Raw genomic sequence first — 15,541 nt, 5'->3', positions numbered from 1 at the left:
GATCACACATGCTCCCCAGTAGCACAAGGCGTGTTGCGCCGATCAACCTCTGCAAAAGCTAGACTCTCAATAGATTCATAAAACCGCTGCCTGGTCAGTCCGAGGAACAAAAACTCGTCAAAACCCAGATCACGTTTCCTGTTGCTGAAGTAAATCAGAGTTGTGTGAGGATCGTCACGCAAGGCGCGAATTGCTGTTGTAAGATGGTCCTCACATACAACATCAAATAGCTGATTCAGAATTAGGACGCGCGGACGCGCCAATAAAGCGGAAGCAAGCTTTAGCTGCATAGTCTCAGCTACTGAAAGCGGCCACCCCGTGCTGGCGATTTTTGTATCAAGCCCATACTCTAATTCAACTATGACTCGCTCAAGCCCGACCGCACGCAACGCTTCCAGGATAGTCTCCGGCTCAGCATCGCCAGCACTCAAGCGCAAATAGTCTCTAATTGTTGACTCAATAACCATTGGCCGATCGAGGACAATGATCTCTTGCCGCAAAGCATGTATCTCAGTATCGCGAATGTCCCTGCCGCCAAGCGTTATGTATCCGCCTTTTTCTTTCTCATGTCGCTTCAATAAATTACATACAAGACGCTGTATGCCATGGTTTTCAGCTCTCGCCATAACAGCCGCGCCGTTATCCAGTCGAAAGTCTAGCAACGCCGAAGAGCCGCGCGCATCTCCACGAACCTTTGCGAAAACGAGCGTTGAATCATGCCGGGTCGGCAGATGAGAACCTTTGGGTTCTTCTTGCGCCACATCATAAAATAGCGACAATTCGTCAAGAGCTGCACATAAGTCGTAGAAGTAATTGAGATAGGCGCCGAGCTGCGACACTCCAAAAAATGCCGCCGATAAAATAAGCTCCGCCGCGACTAGTTGACCGATGCTGAGCTGCCCCTGAATCACCAGCCAGCCCCCGAGCCCAAGCAAAGTAGCGCTAGCAGCTGCATAAATCACAAAAAAACTAATTGTCTGCGAAAAGTGCCGACGGAAATGACGACGATGCGCGTCAATATAGCTTGATGTAGCTGCATCCGTCTTTGTCAAAGCGTAGGCTATGTGCATTTCTGATTTGAAATAGCCATTCGATGCGCCGAGTCCCTCAAGCCAAGCCGCAGTGGCGTGCTTGCGATGTGATAACTCACACGCTTCACGGATAGCTGCTTTCCCCCACAGGACCCAAACAAACCATATGAGGCAGATAAGAATAATATTAAAGGCAAGAAACAACGGGTGATAAAACGACACCAAAGCGAAGCCCACGCCTGCCTGCAAAATTAAAGTGAAACCTCCTATCAAAAGAACCGGAATGTTCTTTTGGACGGTAATAATGTCAAAATATCTATTGAACAGTGAAGCACGCCCGTCATCACCAAAGAACGGATTCTGCGCGTATAGGGATCGAATCGAAATTTCTGACACCATTCGCGCATAAAAACGCCGGCTGAATATTTCCATTAAATGCACACGCAACGCATTAAGAAGCCCGGACACAAGCAACAGTAGGAAAAGAGTCAATGACAACACCACAAGAGGAGTCGCCAAGCCTGTGTTTGCCACAGTGTTAATGAGCATCTGTACGGAAATTGGCGTCGCCAGAGACAGGAAGCTGATGCCAATGCCGTAAATGATTGTTAGTATGAAAAAGTTTTTTTCGGGTCCGAGTATTTTCACGAATAACCCGAACATTTTGGAAAGGGTCATTCCCTGAGCGCTATGCGAGTTTTGCATATTTTTTCCACTCGCCAGGCGAGCTCCCCCTAATCTGCTTTTTCAGGAAATGTCTAATATTCGCGTTTCGCGATACGGCGCATGTCGTGGGCTCGAAAGTGACTCGACACAGACATACTTTCAAAGCTCTCCCACTTTCCAAAGAAATCATTATCCTTTGGACTAGCTTCACGCCTGGGCTGCTCTTTTAAAAATGACGTTTGAATAAGCATAGGGGCAAACAATGCATCTTGTGCGCTTCCACCATCGGGAATCCGCATTTTGGTCTTTTGCACGGAATATTGATTATGCGGCCGCATTAAATACGCGCCGGCTTCCGGCTGCGCCTTGCCTGTTAAGGATTGCAATCCTTCGGGAGCAGTTGGAAGTAAAGATTTTGTTGGCTCGGAAATAACGAGAAGCTCTTCCGCGGTGACGAACGGCAAGACGTAAGCATCGGAAAAGCAACTTGCTCGAAGCGCAAAGCCAAAGGCTGCGATCAGCGTCATTCGTCCCTCCAGAAACCAACCTAACTTTACGAGAGGTAATTAGGAGCTGAGAGAGGCCCTTCAATAGCTTACTGATTGCTTCGCCATACTATTTTGATAGTAATTTCCTATCAATTCTGGATGGTCCAATGAAAATTTGGCCTACCCGGCAGAAAATCTGATTAATATGCTCTGTGCTCTCCAACTGGCGTGAGCAATTATTAGCGGGGCATGACGCACGCGGCGCTATCGACGTATCAGTCTATGTCCCGATTATGCACAGCTCGCTGACGGGGCTCAAATCACCAACTAGCGGGAAAGCGCTGCAAAAGCTCAGGATTTCGCCTGATACACCACATGTCCCACCGCCGTATTGCTGGCGGGCACGCGGTAGAAGCGATGCAGTTCCTCGACGCCGTAGCCGAGCGCGGCGCGCATGATCAGCCACATGATGAGTTCGATCCCTTCCGTCCCCGCCTCACGCAGATATTTGAGCCGGGTCCAGGTGGCGAGCTCTTCCGGTTCGTGCGCAAGAAGATCGAGAAACTGGTTGTCGAATTCCTTGTTGATGAGCCCCGCGCGCGTACCCTGCAACTGGTGACTCATCCCGCCCGTCCCCCAGACCTGCACGTCGAGGTCTTCCGGAAAAGTCTTCACCGCATTGCGGATCGCCTCGCCAAGCTTCCAGCAGCGCTCCCCTGAGGGCGTCGGAAACTGGGTGACGTTGACGGCGAGCGGAATAACCTTGCACGGCCATTCCTCGACCTCGCCGAAAACGAGGCTCAAGGGCACGGTCAGGCCGTGATCCACATCCATCTCGTTGATGATGGTGATGTCAAACTCATCGATGACGAGCTGTTCGGCGACATGGGCGGCGAGATCGATATGATTATGCACCAGCGGGACCGGGCGGCGTCCCCAGCCCTCATCCGCCGACTGAAACGTATCGGCAAATCCAATGGCGAAGGTCGGCACGATATCGAGCATCAGCGCCGATGCGTGATCATTATAGGCAAGGATGACCACATCGGGCGTGTTTTCCTTGATCCATCCTTTGACGAAATCATAGCCCGTGAAAATCGGGGCCCAGTAGTCGTCCTGCGTCTTGCCGAGATCGATGGCGGCGCCGATGGCGGGAACGTGGCTGGTGGCGATGCCGGCGGAAATTCTGGCCACGGATCAATTGCCTTCCCGGATGGAGCGCAGGCCCTCGGGGCTGCGGCCGCCTTCACGCATCATCGTCGCGTACTCCTCCGGCGTCATGCCGGTCATGGAGCCCACCGCTTTTTGCGCGCTCCAGCCATCGGTGGAGGCGATCTTGACGAGGAAGTACATGTTCCCGCCGAGTTCGATCAGCTTGTTGAAGTCGCGGTCGAGAACGCCCTGCTTTTGCTCCTCGGTCATCGCGAATTTGTCGAGATAGGCGCGCTCGTCCTTTTTGAACTCCGCGCGATTGTCCGCCTGCATCAGGCTCATGCAGAATTTGTGGAGATAATAGCCCTGCCGGCTGCGGCGGGCGGTGAACACCTTGGTGCCAGGAATATCTTCCAGGTCTTCAAGCGGGTAAAGGCGAGCACGGGGCATGGCTCCATGAATATCACGGCCGGACCCGATGCGCCATTTTCTTGAGGCTTTTTTCACGATCAAGGCCTGTGCAAAATCAGCGCCTTGGGCCCGCCAGCGAACGAGGTTATCAGTCAGGCAATGCTTGCCCCGACTTTCGATATCGAACACCACGTTCAACGTATGCATCCCGGCCCCGTGGCTGGCATCGACGAAGCGGGACGCGGGCCCTGGGCGGGGCCGGTGGTCGCGGCGGCTGTTATCCTCGATCCTGTGAACTGCCCTGATGGCCTCGCCGATTCGAAAATGCTGGCGGAAACGCGGCGCGAGGAAATCGCCCTTCTCATTCGCGAATGCGCCATCGTGAGCGTCGGCGTCGCCACGGTCGAGGAGATCGACGAGATCAACATCCTGCAGGCGACATTTCTCGCCATGGCCCGCGCTGAAGCGGGCCTGCCCGAGCGCCCGCGCGTCTGCATCGTCGACGGTTCGCAAAAACCGAAGCTCAGCGCCCGCACCCATATGGTTGTCAAAGGTGATGCCAAATCGCTGTCCATCGCTGCAGCGTCGATCATCGCGAAGACAGTTCGCGACCGGATGATGCGCGACCTGGCGCTGGAGCATCCGTTTTACGAGTGGGAAAAGAACAAGGGCTATGGCGCGCCGGCGCATCAACGCGGTCTTAAAACATATGGCGTGACACCACATCATCGCAGGTCCTTCGCGCCGATCCACAATATCTTGTGTGCTGCGGGCGCGCGTTAAAACTTCTTACTAGCCTATTAACATATTGAATCCGCTAAAAAATTCGCCCTGACTCTTGACGGCGAATCCCCGCCGACTCAAAGTGCCGCTCCTTGTTTCGGACGAGTGCAGAGGGGCGCGACATGCCGGCGAAAAAACCGAAGAAAACATCGGCTGCGAAAAACACAGGCGAGTTGCCGCTCGATGCGATCCTCATGGGCGATTGCATCGCGGCCATGAAAAAGCTGCCTGACAATTGCGTCGATCTCGTCTTCGCCGATCCGCCCTATAATCTTCAGCTTGGGCAGGCGGAGCTGACGCGCCCGGACAATTCGCGTGTCGACGGCGTCGACGACGAGTGGGACAAATTCGCGAGCTTCAAGGACTATGACAAATTCACCCGCGGCTGGCTGAAAGAGGCGCGGCGCATCCTGAAGCCCGACGGCGCGATCTGGGTCATCGGCTCCTATCACAACATCTTCCGCGTCGGCGCGGCGATCCAGGACGAAGGCTTCTGGATCCTGAACGACGTCATCTGGCGGAAGTCCAACCCCATGCCGAATTTCCGCGGCACGCGCCTGACCAACGCCCATGAAACCCTGATCTGGGCGGCGAAGTCGGAAAAGTCGAAATACACTTTCAATTACCGCGCGCTCAAAACCTCCAATGACGATCTGCAGATGCGCTCCGACTGGGAATTTCCGATTTGCACCGGCGCGGAGCGCATCAAGGGCGAGGACGGCGCGAAGACGCACCCGACGCAAAAGCCGGAGTCCCTGCTCTACCGCATCCTCATCGCCTCGACGAAGCCCGGCGACGTGGTGCTTGATCCGTTCTTCGGCTCCGGCACGACCGGCGCCGCCGCGAAATATCTCGGCCGACATTTCATCGGCTGCGAGCGCGACAAGACTTATATCGCCGCCGCGAAAAAACGCATCGCGAAAGTCATTCCGCTCGAAGGCGACGATCTTGCGACCCAGCCGTCGCCGCGGGCGGCGGCGCGCGTGCCGTTCGGCGCTGTGATCGAAACCAAGCTGATCAAGCCGGGCGCGGAGCTTTATTCGCGCAACAAGAACCATCGGGCGAAAGTGCGCGCCGACGGCTCGCTCTATGTGAAGGACGGCGATATCGAGATTCAGGGTTCGATCCACAAGGTCGGCGCCGCGGTCCAGAACGCGCAAGCCTGCAATGGCTGGACCTACTGGCATTACGAGGAAAAGACCGGCCTTAAACCCATCGACTTCCTGCGCGACAAGATCAGGAAAGGCATGGCGGGGTAAATCCTACAAATACTTGGGAGGGACTATGCCCAAGGCAGAATTTCGAGAATTTGAGTACGAGTTAGAGTCACTTTTTGCCACTTGGACTTATTCGCTAAAAGCTCATTTTTGGCCGAAGAAAGGCAAAGCTCGCCTTCCCAGCAAGGTGACAAGACAGCATGCAATCGAAAGAATGCAAGCAGTCGTACAGAATCATTTTTTCAAATCGCCAGACGGGAAACACTCATTAAGAAATTATGACCTGAAGGGCCAATGGCATCCGAAGAAAGGTAAAGGGCACGGCACGATAGCCAAAGCAAAGAATTTTAAAAGTTGGTATGATGAAAAAATTGGAACGAAGAACTGCGTTTATTTACTTTGGGCAGGCAAAAAATGCCTTTACGTTGGCCGCACTACCGGGGGAAGAAACAGACCAACAAATCATTTTGATAAATTTTGGTTTTCCCGATGTTCCCGTATTGATGTTTATGGGTTCCGTGGGGGGAGAAATGTTGCGCAGTTCGAATGCCTAATGACTCACAGGTATGAACCCACAAGATCGCGAAAAAAACCATCGGCAAGGCACTATTCGTCAAATTGCCCAGTCTGTGCCAATGATCAGTTTATCGCCGCTCGGGTTGCGGCACTTTTCCCACTGAGGAAACGAAAACGAAGAAAAAAGCGATAGCCACTATCTTTGTTTGGCCTGCACCGTCCAATGAAGCACATCGGTATTGTAACCCATCGCCTTCAGATCACTGACCGCGGCATCGCGCACTTCATCGGAAATCGTCGGCGTACGGCTTAAAATCCAGAGATAGCGACCGGAGGGTTCGCCCACGAGCGCGAGGGAATAATCCTCCGCCAGACCGATCACCCAGTAATCGCCCCAGAACGGCCCGAAGAAACTGACTTCCAGTTTCGCGTTGGTGTCTTCGTCGACGATGCGCGCCCGGCCCTTCGCGACGTCGACCTCTCCGTCGGGCGCGCCTTTGTGACAGGTATTGGTGACGGCGATGAGGCCGTCGTCGCGTCTGGCGTAGTCCGCAGTGACGCCTTCGCAGCCTTCCTCGAACGAATTCGGGAACCGCGCGATCTCGTACCAGCGGCCGAGATAGCGATCGAGATCCACATAGTCGACGGTTTCGAGCGGCTGGCTGGCGTCGCGGTTCACCGGAGGCCCGCCGCAGGCGGCGAGCGCGAAAAAGGGAAGAAGGGCGAGAAACCGCATGAAAGTCTCCTTTTTAGTCACGCTACGAACAATCCGGCTGACCGAAGGTTGCCTCTCAAATAAGAGTCTAGCACGGGCAGGCGCCGCCGCCATTCCGGAGAATGCGAGCACATAGCAATAAGAGGTGCGCGGAACGCGAAACATCCTCATCGCTTTACTCTTAGCACATGGACGCATCGCGTCCCGCGCGGGCGGCGTTATTCAGCATCGGCGGGCCCGGCCGTAATGACGACCCCTGACGTTTTCTACGCGCCAGAGTTACGCCGCCAGAAAGCCCGGGCGCTGCGACCGGCCGACATGGAAGGGTTTCCGTAACGCAACCCCGCCACCTCGCGCGCCGCGATCCGGACCGAAAGGAAACGGCAGGCCTTCCGCCTCTATTTGTCCGGACTGCCGCGCAGTATAAGGCCGAAAAAAAGGTGGTGAATTCTTATCCACGGTCTTGGAAATGGCCGTATACTCGACCGGCCCCCATCACCCCGTTGAATGGGGTTGGGGCCCCATTCAACAAATTTCTGTCAAAGTAAGCCCCCATCCCCTCGCTCCGCTCGGGACTTCCCCCATAAATGGGGGAAGAGGAATTTGCCGCAAAGTACGAGTTCTCCTCCCCCGCCTGCGGGGGAAGAGGGAACGTCACGAAACCTGGCCTAGTTCAGCTTGTCGCGGAGGCCCGCAATCGCCTTGTCGATGAACGGGCCTTGCGCGCCGCCGTCCATCCGCTCGCGGATGATCACGCGCGCGGCCTCGATGGCGAGATCCGCCGTCTGGCCGCGCACTTCGGAGAGGGCCTGCGCCTCGGCGCGGGCGATCTTGTCCTCGGCGGCCTTGATGCGGCGCTCGGTTTGTTCCTCGATCTTGGCGCGCGCTTCCGCGGTCATGCGGGCCGCGTCTTTTTTGGCCTGTTCGATGATGCCGGCGGCTTCTTCCTCCGCCTCGCGCTGGCGGCGTTGATAGGAGGCGAGAAGCTCCTGCGCCTCTTCGCGCATCTTGCGGACTTCGTTGATCTCATCCGCGATTTTCGCGGCGCGCTTGTCGAGACCCGAAAGCATCATCTTGTGCACGCCGGCGCGGGCGAAAACGCCGATGACGATCAGGAACGCGAACAGGACATAAATCGCCGTATCCTGAAACACGCCCGGCGACGCGTGCCCCGCTTCGGCGGCCCCATGCACAGCTTCGTGAGCGGCTTCTTCGGCGGCGGCGGCTGCGAGCGCGGCGAGGTTAAGCATCTTCTTCGTCCTTTAAGCGCGAACGGCGGCGATGGCTTTCGCCACGGCGTCGTCGGTCGGCGCCTCGTCGATCAGGGTTTCAACGACGGCGCGGGTGGTGTCCGCCGCCGCTTCGCGCACCTTGGCGGAAGCGTCGGTTTTCATCGCCGCGATGCGGGCCTCGGCGGCGTTCAACTGGTTGCTCAGCGCCTCGTCGGTTTCCGCCTGGAGCGCGGCGATTTCCTCGTCCATTTTGGCGCGCGTGTCAGCGGCGATCGCCCCCGCTTTTGCGCGCGCGTCGGAGAGCGCCTTGTTATAGGCGGTCTCCGCATCTTCGGCCTGACGCTTGAACTCCGCCGCCTGGTCGAGATCGTCCGCAATGCGGTCGCGGCGCTCCTCGATGGCGCCGCCCAGCGACGGCAGGAACTTGCCCGCCATCAGCCAGTAAAGAACGCCAAAGGTGAGCGCGAGCCAGAACAGCTGGCTCGGCCACCAGGTCGGATCGAGCTGCGGCAGGGAGGCGGAAGCGGCCTCGCCTGCGACGTGCGGTTCCGCGGCTGCGGCGGCGGCGATCAACATGAAGACGGACAATGTCTTCTCCCTCGATCAGGTCGTCCTTGAAGGTTACTGCGTGTAGATGAGCAGCATGGCGATGACGAAGCCGAGGAGGCCCGTGAATTCCGTCAGCGCGAAGGCGAGCAGCATGGTCGGCTGGTTCTGGGCGCTGGCCGACGGGTTGCGGAAGGCGCCAGAAAGGAACGCCGAAAAGATGAGGCCGAGGCCGATCGCCGCGCCGGCGAGCGGAAGAGCCGCGAGGCCTGCGCCAATCAGTTTTGCTGCATCTGCTTCCATTTTAGTCTCCTGTTGTTCTGTCTTCTTTTAGAACTGTTGAACCGTGGTGAGCCTCATGTTCCCGTGGGCGCGACCGGCTCGATCAAGCCGCGCGGGAAAACGTCATCGCCGTCCCTAGTGATCCGCCGCGTGCGCCGCATCCGAGAGATAGATGCAGGTCAGGACCGCGAACACATAAGCCTGCAGCGCTGCGACCAGAAATTCGAGCATCGTCACCGCCACGGCGCCGAGGAACGGGAAAATCCCGAGCAGGGCAAAGGCGCCGCCGGCGCCGAACAGCGAAATGATGAAGCCCGCGAAGAGCTTCAGGATGATGTGGCCGGCGAACATGTTCGCAAACAGTCGCACGGATAATGAAATCGGCCGCGACAGGAACGAGACCAGCTCGATCACCGCAATCAGCGGCAACAGCCAGGCCGGCACGCCCGAAGGCACGAACAGCTTGAAGAACTTCAGGCCGTTTTTCATGAAGCCGTAAACGACGACGATCAGGATCGTCAGCATGGCGAGGGCCAAGGTCACGATGAGATGGCTTGTCGTCGTGAAGACGTGAAGCTCATGGGGCGCCGTCGGAAATGTCGGCAACAGGCCGAAGAGGTTCGCGACCAGGATCCACAGGAACAGCGTGAACACATAAGGAAAGAATTTGCGCCCGTCCGAACCGATCGTGTCGCGCACGAGATCGGCGATGAATTCATAAACAACTTCGGCAGCGCCCTGCAGGCGGCCGGGAATAAGGCTCGCGCGGCGCGTCGCCATGGCGAAGAAAAGAATGATAGCGCCGGTGCCGATCAGCATCCACAGCGCGGAATTGGTGAGCGAAATATCAATCCCGCCTAAGGCAAGCGGCACGATCGGGACGATTTCGAATTGCTCAAGCGGCCCCGCGGCGCGTAATTCAATCATGTCGTTTCTTCTTCAAGCCTCGCGGGCGCAAGCGCTCCCGGCGTCCCAACAGTCATCTCCGGCGGCACTGGTCAGGGCGCGGATAGGAGCCCCCTGACAAAAGCCGTTTATTCCTTCATTGCGCGCGAGACGTTCAAAACGCCCGCCGCAAAGCCGACGCCGATCCCGACAAGCAGGAACAGCGGCGACGTTCCGAGCCAGCGGTCCAGCAGCAGTCCAAGGACGCAGCCGACCAGAAGCCCGGCAAGCAACTCCGTAGACAGACGCATCGCGCGGCCCATTGCCGACGCCCCCGGTTTGGGCCCCGGCTCTTCCGGTTCACCGCGCATGCGCTCAAGCCGGTCTGAAAACTCGTCCAGCGCTGAGGGGGTCTCCCTGCTGGCCTCGTCCCTGCCGGCTTTATCGCCCATGAGCATGCCCGAAAACAGGCGCGAACGGCCGCCCGCGCCCCTTGAAATCGCGCCGGACCATATAGGCGCCGCAACGCAGCGTCAAGCAAAGGCTTTTTCTCGTAAGCCATTGTTTTTCATGGGGAGATGCGAGCGCGGCGTCTGGCCGCAAGAGGGCCTGCGAGGAACGGCAGGCAAGCACCGCGAATCCGCACGCAGGTTCCATTGATATCGATCAACGCCCTCCTCCGGCTGCAGGCTTAGGCTCCGTCCCGCACATGGATGTGCAATCCAATGGAGGACGCTCATGAAAGCCAATATGGGAACGGCTGATCGCCTGATCCGCCTGATTGTCGCCGGCGTCATTGCGTATCTTTATTTCACTGGCGCGGTGACGGGCCTTGCCGCAACGGTCCTCGCGGTCATCGCGGCGGCGTTCGTACTGACCAGCCTTGTAGGCTTTTGCCCGCTCTATGCTCCGTTTGGCCTCTCGACCCGGAAGAAACGAGCCTAGGCCGCCGGCCGCGAAAATCATGACGCGGCGGTGAAGACCGCCAGTTGGGCGTCGAAGGCGCGTTTGAAAGCGGGCCGGGCTTCGCCGCGGGCGACATAAGCGGAGAGCGCCGAAAACTCCTCCAGCAGGTTCGCCCCTTTGAGCCGGCGCAGCACCGAAATCATCAGCAGATCGCCGGCGCTGAACCCGCTGTCGAGCCAGTCGGCGCCGCCAAGCCTGCTTGAAAGATCGCTCAACCTTTCGCGTATCCTGCCTTCAAGGACGCGCTGGCGTTGTTCATGCCATGGCTCGTCGCGCTCGAGGATGCCAGCCAGGCTGCGCTCGAAGATCGGCGGCTCCACCGTGTTGAGCGCGGCGAACATCCACGCAATCGCGCGCGCTCGTGCATCCGCATCCTCCGGCAGCAGCACCGCGTGACGTTGTGCGATGTGAAACACGATCGCTCCCGACTCGAACAGGGCGAGGCCGTCTTCTTCATATGTCGGGATTTGCCCGAAAGGATTGAGCGCTCGATGCGATGACCCTTTCAGCGCACTGAATGAAAGCAGGCGAACGTCGTAGGGCTGACCCGCCTCTTCCAGCGCCCAGCGCACTGGCATGTCGCGCGCGAGCCCCCTGCCGCGGTCGGGCGAGCGTTCAAAGGCGGTGATGGTCGCGGCCACGGGAAATCTCCAGATTGCAGCATGTTAAGAGATCGGCGCACCTCAGCTCGTTAGTCAGTCGCGCTCAAGCGGGGCGGTAGACTAGGGCAACGGCGCCGCCACTAAAAGTCTTTGCACTGATAAGTTTCAAATCGAGGGCAGCGCGCAAGTCGGAAAACAGCGGAGCTCCCCCGCCAAGCGCAACCGAACAAACCAGAAGCTGATATTCGTCAACGAGGCCCTGTGCCGCAAGCGCTCGTGCAAAACTTGCGCCGCCCATGACTCTGATATCCTTGCCGGGTTGCGCCTTCAAACGCGCGACTTCCATGGAAAGTTCGCCGCTTCCAACATTAGGATTGCCCCAAGAACCCGGAGGAGCTCCCGCGTCCGGCGCTTCGGCGAGCCCCTTCTTCGAGAACACGACTTTTGGAATTTCATTCATGGGTGCAGCGAACGGCGTCTCTGCAGTCGGCCAATAGGCCGCCATATCGGAGAAAGTGCGGGCGCCCATGGCAAGCAAGCCTGCCTGCCATAAATTTTCAATGATCCATTCGTCGGTGGCATCGTCTCCGCTTTTGAAGATCCAATCGGCTTCCCCATTCGGGCCGCTGACAAACCCGTCAAGGGAGACAAACATGCCTAGGATCAGTTTTCTCATCTTTATCTCCCCTGTTGCCTTCGTGAAGAGCGGGCAAAAAAGCAGCTACCGTGAACGAGGACACAATCTAGACGTCGACGATGGTCTCAAACCCGCCGAAGATCATGCGCTCCATATTGAAGGGCATGGGGTCTGGCGCTTTCATGCGCGGATCTTCCATGACTTTCTTCATGCCTTCATCGCGCGCTTGACGCGACGGCCAGACGATCCAGGAAAAGACGACCGTTTCGTCAGGCTCAAGCTTCACCGCCATGGGAAAGGACGTCAGCTTTCCTTCCGGCACGTCGTCGCCCCAGTTCTCCACCATGGAAAGCGCGCCGTGTTCCTTGAAAATCGGCCATGCGTCATTCGCCATCTTGGCATAGGCGTCTTTCATGCCGGTCTTCGCCGCCAGCAAAAATCCGTCAACGTAAGTCATATCCGTCTCCTTTGTTTTACCGGCCGTCAGCGAATCGCAGGCGCGCTTCTTTCATGACGGTCATCACCCCCGGAACGCCGCTTCGAGCGCGGCGATATCGATCTTCTTCATCTGCATCATGGCTTGCTGCGCGCGGCCCGCCGCCGCCTTGTCGTCGGACTGCAACAGTTGCGGCAGGCGTTCCGGGATGATCTGCCAGGAGACGCCGAACCGGTCGACACACCAGGCGCACATGCTTTCCTCGCCGCCATCGGCGACAAGCGCGTTCCAAAGCCGGTCCGTTTCCGCCTGATCTTTCGTCAGTACGGAAATCGATGCGGCGGGCGTATGCTTGAACATCGGCCCGCCATTCAGGATCATATAGGGCGCGCCGGCGAGCGTGAACTCGACGATCAGGGGCGGGCCGCTTTGTTCCGGGGTGAAATTGGTTTCGATATAACTGTCCGGCAGAAGCGAGACATAGAAGTCGACGGCTTCCTTTCCGTTCTTGTCGAACCACAGACAGGTGCGGACTTTGGGTTGCGTGCTCATGCGATTTCCTCGCCTAGTTTTTCAAGATAGGGGCCCATGTCGTCGAGCGTTGCGTTCCAGCTCGTCGAAAATCCCGCAGCGTTCGCGGCGTGAAGCGCCGCCTCGTCGGGGAACTGCGTTTCAATGGTGAGCTGCGTCTTCGTCTTCATCAGCGCTTCGAAGAGAACCGTGACGCGCGCCTTCGGGGGCAATCCGCAGCCACAAGCCGTCGGCGCGCGCGCATCGCCTTCATAGACAATGCGCTCCGGCTCGACGATCTCTAGAAACTCGCCGGCGGCGGGCACGATCTCGCCTTCTGGCGTTTTCATCATGACTTTGAATTCACCGCCGACACGGAAATCCATATCGCAGCTGGTGTGTTCAGGCCCGAACGGCCCCCACCATTGCCGCAAGTGCTTCGGGTCCGTCCAGACTTTCCAGACCAAAGGCCGCGGCGCGTTGTAAATCCGCGACATCCTCAGTTCGTTGGTGATGATCGGCATTTCGTTAAAGCCTTTCGTGTTTCAGTGCGTCGTCCAGCCGACCGAGGCCCCAGGTCCAGCCTTCGGTGCGCGAGGCGTTTTCATCCCTGCCCATAAGAAATGCGTTGTGCTCGGTCAGCGTCAGGCGCGTGCCGCGTCCTTGCGGCTTGAGTTCGATGCTGGTCAGCGATGCGGAATAAGGCGCGCCGTCGATCGTCATGTAATAAGTAAGAACGATTTTCTCGTCCTCGACGATGTAGTGATAGACGCCGTCATTGGTGAAGACGCCGCCGCCCGGTTTGCGGCCGTGGCAACGCTCCGCGCCGCCGGGCCGGAAATCGAGCTTGTAGTTCTCTATCTCGAACCCGTCGCTCTCCGCCCCGAACCACTGACGTTTCGCTTCGGCGCTCGACCAGGCGGCGAAAACGAGTTCCGGGGGCTGATCGTAATCGCGCGTGACGGTCAGTCTTGCGTGGACAATATCGGGCGCGCTCATCTAAAGACCCCTCGCGTTGTCTTCGAGCTGCTCGAAGACTTTGCCCCAGCCATCGTGGAAGCCCATTTCCTCGTGTTTCTTTTTATCTTCGGCGTTCTTGTGTTTGACGACCGCCGAATAGCGAACGCCTTCTGGGCAATCTTCCATAGTGATGATCGCCGTCATGAAGCTTTCACCGGAGGGGCGCCAACCGGCGGTCATACAGTCGGTGAAAACGATGCATTCTTTTTCTTTTACATGAACAATGCAGCCGTTTCCGGGGATTTCTTCGCCATTAGGGCCGCACATGGTCGTTTTAAACGCGCCGCCCGGCTTCAGCTCGATCAAGACATCTTTCACGCTCCACGGTTTCGGGCACCACCATTCAGCAAGGATTGCGGGATCGCTCCACGCTTTCCAGAGCTGATCGCGCGTCACGTTTTTCATTGTGCGGCTGATGTGAAGATCGTTCTCTTCGGGCTTCATGGGCTTCTCTCTCGTTATTTTTGGTTTTGATTTCGCATCAGGCGCAATGGATCATCCAGCGCGTGCCAAAACGGTCATTGAACATGGCGTATTTCTTGGCGAAGAACGTCGCCTCGAAAGGCATGGCGATCTCGCCGCCGTCAGACAAGGCATTGAAGATGCGCTCAGCTTCATCTTCGTTATCAAGGACAATGCAGATATGCGCGCCATTCGGTTTTGTATAAAACTGCTTCGGCGCGTCGGACGCCATGATGTCGCAACCCTCTAGCGAAAGGCAGCCATGCAACACATCATTCGCGCCATCGTGCCCGTAATGCCCTTCGGCCGGCGAGCCTTTGACCTTCATCATCGCGGTGATCTCTCCGCCGAGCACGCGCTGATAGAGGGTGAGCGCTTCTTCGCACTGACCGAGAAAATGAAGGTAATGATTGAGGCGCATCATTCTTTCTCCGTGGACTGAAGGCTTTTGAGATAGGCGTCGAGGCGGTCGAGACGGCCTTCCCAGACGGCGCGCTGATGGGCGATCCATTCTTCGGCTTCGGTAAGGCGCGTCAGTTGCGCCTCGCAGGTCCGAACCCGCCCCTCCTTCTTCGAGGTCACAAGCCCGCTCTCCTCCAGCACCTTGAGGTGCTGGAGGAAGGACGGGAGCGCCATCTCGAAGGGTTTGGCGAGATCGCTCACCGTGGCGGGGCCTTCGGTGAGGCGGGCGAGCACCGCGCGGCGGGTCGGGTCGGCCAACGCCTGAAAGACGCTGTCCAGATCTTTTGGGTTTTCGGGTTCTTGATAGTTAGGCATAGACCTAACTAATCACAGCCCGAACCGGCCGTCAAGAACAATTAGGCGATTACCTAAGTTTAATATCGGACGTCGCAAGTTCCCCGCCCATCCCGGCGCAGGCCGGGATCCAGAAAAAAAGCGAGCTAAGATATGAGGGGGCGCAACGTGCGCCACATGCTTATGCGGCACACACCGATCAAGGCTGCTGTCGGAAAGACTGGATCC

General features: G+C 57.7%; 23 protein-coding genes. 4 read left to right on the top strand and 19 right to left on the bottom strand.

The window, feature by feature from the left end; genetic code table 11:
* Positions 1 to 2: 2 nt before the first annotated feature.
* The 4 genes from ACQY5P_RS15940 to ligA form a co-directional block, all read right to left on the bottom strand.
* Positions 3 to 1,709 (bottom strand): ABC transporter transmembrane domain-containing protein, encoded by a 1,707-nt coding sequence (locus ACQY5P_RS15940; protein WP_428407859.1) that lies wholly within the window; start codon positions 1,707 to 1,709, stop codon positions 3 to 5.
* Positions 1,710 to 1,789: 80 nt separating this feature from the next.
* On the bottom strand, positions 1,790 to 2,224 hold the full coding sequence (locus tag ACQY5P_RS15935) for a hypothetical protein (RefSeq protein ID WP_428407858.1): 435 nt from the start codon (positions 2,222 to 2,224) through the stop codon (positions 1,790 to 1,792).
* A gap of 312 nt (positions 2,225 to 2,536) precedes the next feature.
* Entirely contained in the window at positions 2,537 to 3,379 is an 843-nt protein-coding gene (locus tag ACQY5P_RS15930) for a class III extradiol dioxygenase subunit beta (RefSeq protein ID WP_428407857.1), read from the bottom strand.
* A gap of 3 nt (positions 3,380 to 3,382) precedes the next feature.
* Positions 3,383 to 3,787, bottom strand: coding sequence for a protocatechuate 4,5-dioxygenase subunit alpha (gene ligA / locus ACQY5P_RS15925; RefSeq protein ID WP_428410677.1), 405 nt, complete (start codon positions 3,785 to 3,787; stop codon positions 3,383 to 3,385).
* Between the two features lie 177 nt (positions 3,788 to 3,964).
* Between ligA and ACQY5P_RS15920 the strand changes: the two genes are divergently transcribed.
* The 3 genes from ACQY5P_RS15920 to ACQY5P_RS15910 all read left to right on the top strand — a co-directional run bounded on the left by ACQY5P_RS15920 (position 3,965) and on the right by ACQY5P_RS15910 (position 6,302).
* Positions 3,965 to 4,531, top strand: coding sequence for a ribonuclease HII (locus tag ACQY5P_RS15920; RefSeq protein WP_428407856.1), 567 nt, complete (start codon positions 3,965 to 3,967; stop codon positions 4,529 to 4,531).
* A gap of 122 nt (positions 4,532 to 4,653) precedes the next feature.
* The gene (locus tag ACQY5P_RS15915) at positions 4,654 to 5,790 is read left to right on the top strand and encodes a site-specific DNA-methyltransferase (protein WP_428407855.1); all 1,137 of its coding nucleotides are present in this window, start codon (positions 4,654 to 4,656) and stop codon (positions 5,788 to 5,790) included.
* Positions 5,791 to 6,107: 317 nt separating this feature from the next.
* Positions 6,108 to 6,302, top strand: a complete 195-nt coding sequence (locus ACQY5P_RS15910; protein WP_428407854.1) for a hypothetical protein — start codon at positions 6,108 to 6,110, stop codon at positions 6,300 to 6,302.
* A 158-nt stretch (positions 6,303 to 6,460) separates the two neighbouring features.
* Here ACQY5P_RS15910 and ACQY5P_RS15905 read toward each other — a convergent pair whose 3' ends face one another.
* The 6 genes from ACQY5P_RS15905 to ACQY5P_RS15880 all read right to left on the bottom strand — a co-directional run bounded on the left by ACQY5P_RS15905 (position 6,461) and on the right by ACQY5P_RS15880 (position 10,376).
* On the bottom strand, positions 6,461 to 7,000 hold the full coding sequence (locus ACQY5P_RS15905; RefSeq protein ID WP_428407853.1) for a lipocalin family protein: 540 nt from the start codon (positions 6,998 to 7,000) through the stop codon (positions 6,461 to 6,463).
* A gap of 647 nt (positions 7,001 to 7,647) precedes the next feature.
* A complete protein-coding gene (gene atpF, locus ACQY5P_RS15900) occupies positions 7,648 to 8,229 on the bottom strand; it encodes a F0F1 ATP synthase subunit B (protein ID WP_428407852.1) in 582 nt (193 codons plus the stop codon).
* Positions 8,230 to 8,241: 12 nt separating this feature from the next.
* Complete coding sequence (locus ACQY5P_RS15895) at positions 8,242 to 8,799, bottom strand: F0F1 ATP synthase subunit B' (RefSeq protein WP_428407851.1); 558 nt, start codon at positions 8,797 to 8,799, stop codon at positions 8,242 to 8,244.
* 33 nt (positions 8,800 to 8,832) lie between these two features.
* On the bottom strand, positions 8,833 to 9,060 hold the full coding sequence (locus tag ACQY5P_RS15890) for a F0F1 ATP synthase subunit C (RefSeq protein WP_428407850.1): 228 nt from the start codon (positions 9,058 to 9,060) through the stop codon (positions 8,833 to 8,835).
* Positions 9,061 to 9,174: 114 nt separating this feature from the next.
* Positions 9,175 to 9,966, bottom strand: a complete 792-nt coding sequence (locus tag ACQY5P_RS15885) for a F0F1 ATP synthase subunit A (protein WP_428407849.1) — start codon at positions 9,964 to 9,966, stop codon at positions 9,175 to 9,177.
* Positions 9,967 to 10,073: 107 nt separating this feature from the next.
* A complete protein-coding gene (locus tag ACQY5P_RS15880) occupies positions 10,074 to 10,376 on the bottom strand; it encodes an AtpZ/AtpI family protein (protein ID WP_428407848.1) in 303 nt (100 codons plus the stop codon).
* Positions 10,377 to 10,662: 286 nt separating this feature from the next.
* On the opposite strand from ACQY5P_RS15880, the gene ACQY5P_RS15875 reads away from it, so the two are divergent.
* Entirely contained in the window at positions 10,663 to 10,869 is a 207-nt protein-coding gene (locus tag ACQY5P_RS15875; RefSeq protein ID WP_428407847.1) for a YgaP family membrane protein, read from the top strand.
* Positions 10,870 to 10,886: 17 nt separating this feature from the next.
* On the opposite strand, the gene ACQY5P_RS15870 is transcribed toward ACQY5P_RS15875, so the two are convergent.
* The 9 genes from ACQY5P_RS15870 to ACQY5P_RS15830 all read right to left on the bottom strand — a co-directional run bounded on the left by ACQY5P_RS15870 (position 10,887) and on the right by ACQY5P_RS15830 (position 15,334).
* On the bottom strand, positions 10,887 to 11,531 hold the full coding sequence (locus ACQY5P_RS15870) for a glutathione S-transferase family protein (RefSeq protein ID WP_428407846.1): 645 nt from the start codon (positions 11,529 to 11,531) through the stop codon (positions 10,887 to 10,889).
* A gap of 64 nt (positions 11,532 to 11,595) precedes the next feature.
* The gene (locus ACQY5P_RS15865; RefSeq protein ID WP_428407845.1) at positions 11,596 to 12,168 is read right to left on the bottom strand and encodes a dihydrofolate reductase family protein; all 573 of its coding nucleotides are present in this window, start codon (positions 12,166 to 12,168) and stop codon (positions 11,596 to 11,598) included.
* 67 nt (positions 12,169 to 12,235) lie between these two features.
* Positions 12,236 to 12,586 carry a DUF1428 domain-containing protein gene (locus tag ACQY5P_RS15860; protein ID WP_428407844.1) on the bottom strand — a complete coding sequence of 117 codons (351 nt, stop codon included), beginning with the start codon at positions 12,584 to 12,586 and terminating at the stop codon, positions 12,236 to 12,238.
* Between the two features lie 63 nt (positions 12,587 to 12,649).
* Positions 12,650 to 13,117 carry a VOC family protein gene (locus ACQY5P_RS15855; protein WP_428407843.1) on the bottom strand — a complete coding sequence of 156 codons (468 nt, stop codon included), beginning with the start codon at positions 13,115 to 13,117 and terminating at the stop codon, positions 12,650 to 12,652.
* Positions 13,114 to 13,599 (bottom strand): SRPBCC family protein, encoded by a 486-nt coding sequence (locus tag ACQY5P_RS15850; RefSeq protein ID WP_428407842.1) that lies wholly within the window; start codon positions 13,597 to 13,599, stop codon positions 13,114 to 13,116. The genes ACQY5P_RS15855 and ACQY5P_RS15850 overlap by 4 nt, the downstream gene beginning before the upstream one ends.
* Positions 13,600 to 13,603: 4 nt before the next feature.
* Positions 13,604 to 14,074, bottom strand: a complete 471-nt coding sequence (locus ACQY5P_RS15845; RefSeq protein ID WP_428407841.1) for an SRPBCC family protein — start codon at positions 14,072 to 14,074, stop codon at positions 13,604 to 13,606.
* A complete protein-coding gene (locus ACQY5P_RS15840; RefSeq protein ID WP_428407840.1) occupies positions 14,075 to 14,539 on the bottom strand; it encodes an SRPBCC family protein in 465 nt (154 codons plus the stop codon). It abuts the gene before it with no gap.
* 37 nt (positions 14,540 to 14,576) lie between these two features.
* Complete coding sequence (locus tag ACQY5P_RS15835) at positions 14,577 to 14,981, bottom strand: VOC family protein (RefSeq protein WP_428407839.1); 405 nt, start codon at positions 14,979 to 14,981, stop codon at positions 14,577 to 14,579.
* A complete protein-coding gene (locus ACQY5P_RS15830; RefSeq protein ID WP_428407838.1) occupies positions 14,978 to 15,334 on the bottom strand; it encodes an ArsR/SmtB family transcription factor in 357 nt (118 codons plus the stop codon). The genes ACQY5P_RS15835 and ACQY5P_RS15830 overlap by 4 nt, the downstream gene beginning before the upstream one ends.
* Between the last annotated feature and the right edge of the window lie 207 nt (positions 15,335 to 15,541).

Origin of the sequence: Hyphococcus sp. (assembly GCF_965267305.1) — a bacterium.
Classification (GTDB): Bacteria; Pseudomonadota; Alphaproteobacteria; order Caulobacterales; family Parvularculaceae; genus Hyphococcus.
Note: the sequence above shows the minus strand (reverse complement) of the source record. Positions and strands in the feature narration are given on the sequence as shown.

Excerpts from the sequence above, each read along its gene's own strand:
- ACQY5P_RS15940 (WP_428407859.1), bottom strand. The coding sequence starts at position 1,709 with ATGACCCTTTCCAAAATGTTCGGGTTATTCGTGAAAATACTCGGACCC.
- ACQY5P_RS15935 (WP_428407858.1), bottom strand. The coding sequence starts at position 2,224 with ATGACGCTGATCGCAGCCTTTGGCTTTGCGCTTCGAGCAAGTTGCTTT.
- ligA (WP_428410677.1), bottom strand. The coding sequence starts at position 3,787 with ATGCCCCGTGCTCGCCTTTACCCGCTTGAAGACCTGGAAGATATTCCT.
- ACQY5P_RS15915 (WP_428407855.1), top strand. The coding sequence starts at position 4,654 with ATGCCGGCGAAAAAACCGAAGAAAACATCGGCTGCGAAAAACACAGGC.
- ACQY5P_RS15910 (WP_428407854.1), top strand. The coding sequence starts at position 6,108 with ATGATGAAAAAATTGGAACGAAGAACTGCGTTTATTTACTTTGGGCAG.
- ACQY5P_RS15905 (WP_428407853.1), bottom strand. The coding sequence starts at position 7,000 with ATGCGGTTTCTCGCCCTTCTTCCCTTTTTCGCGCTCGCCGCCTGCGGC.
- atpF (WP_428407852.1), bottom strand. The coding sequence starts at position 8,229 with ATGCTTAACCTCGCCGCGCTCGCAGCCGCCGCCGCCGAAGAAGCCGCT.
- ACQY5P_RS15890 (WP_428407850.1), bottom strand. The coding sequence starts at position 9,060 with ATGGAAGCAGATGCAGCAAAACTGATTGGCGCAGGCCTCGCGGCTCTT.
- ACQY5P_RS15885 (WP_428407849.1), bottom strand. The coding sequence starts at position 9,966 with ATGATTGAATTACGCGCCGCGGGGCCGCTTGAGCAATTCGAAATCGTC.
- ACQY5P_RS15880 (WP_428407848.1), bottom strand. The coding sequence starts at position 10,376 with ATGGGCGATAAAGCCGGCAGGGACGAGGCCAGCAGGGAGACCCCCTCA.
- ACQY5P_RS15875 (WP_428407847.1), top strand. The coding sequence starts at position 10,663 with ATGAAAGCCAATATGGGAACGGCTGATCGCCTGATCCGCCTGATTGTC.
- ACQY5P_RS15865 (WP_428407845.1), bottom strand. The coding sequence starts at position 12,168 with ATGAGAAAACTGATCCTAGGCATGTTTGTCTCCCTTGACGGGTTTGTC.
- ACQY5P_RS15860 (WP_428407844.1), bottom strand. The coding sequence starts at position 12,586 with ATGACTTACGTTGACGGATTTTTGCTGGCGGCGAAGACCGGCATGAAA.
- ACQY5P_RS15855 (WP_428407843.1), bottom strand. The coding sequence starts at position 13,117 with ATGAGCACGCAACCCAAAGTCCGCACCTGTCTGTGGTTCGACAAGAAC.
- ACQY5P_RS15850 (WP_428407842.1), bottom strand. The coding sequence starts at position 13,599 with ATGCCGATCATCACCAACGAACTGAGGATGTCGCGGATTTACAACGCG.
- ACQY5P_RS15845 (WP_428407841.1), bottom strand. The coding sequence starts at position 14,074 with ATGAGCGCGCCCGATATTGTCCACGCAAGACTGACCGTCACGCGCGAT.
- ACQY5P_RS15840 (WP_428407840.1), bottom strand. The coding sequence starts at position 14,539 with ATGAAGCCCGAAGAGAACGATCTTCACATCAGCCGCACAATGAAAAAC.
- ACQY5P_RS15835 (WP_428407839.1), bottom strand. The coding sequence starts at position 14,981 with ATGATGCGCCTCAATCATTACCTTCATTTTCTCGGTCAGTGCGAAGAA.
- ACQY5P_RS15830 (WP_428407838.1), bottom strand. The coding sequence starts at position 15,334 with ATGCCTAACTATCAAGAACCCGAAAACCCAAAAGATCTGGACAGCGTC.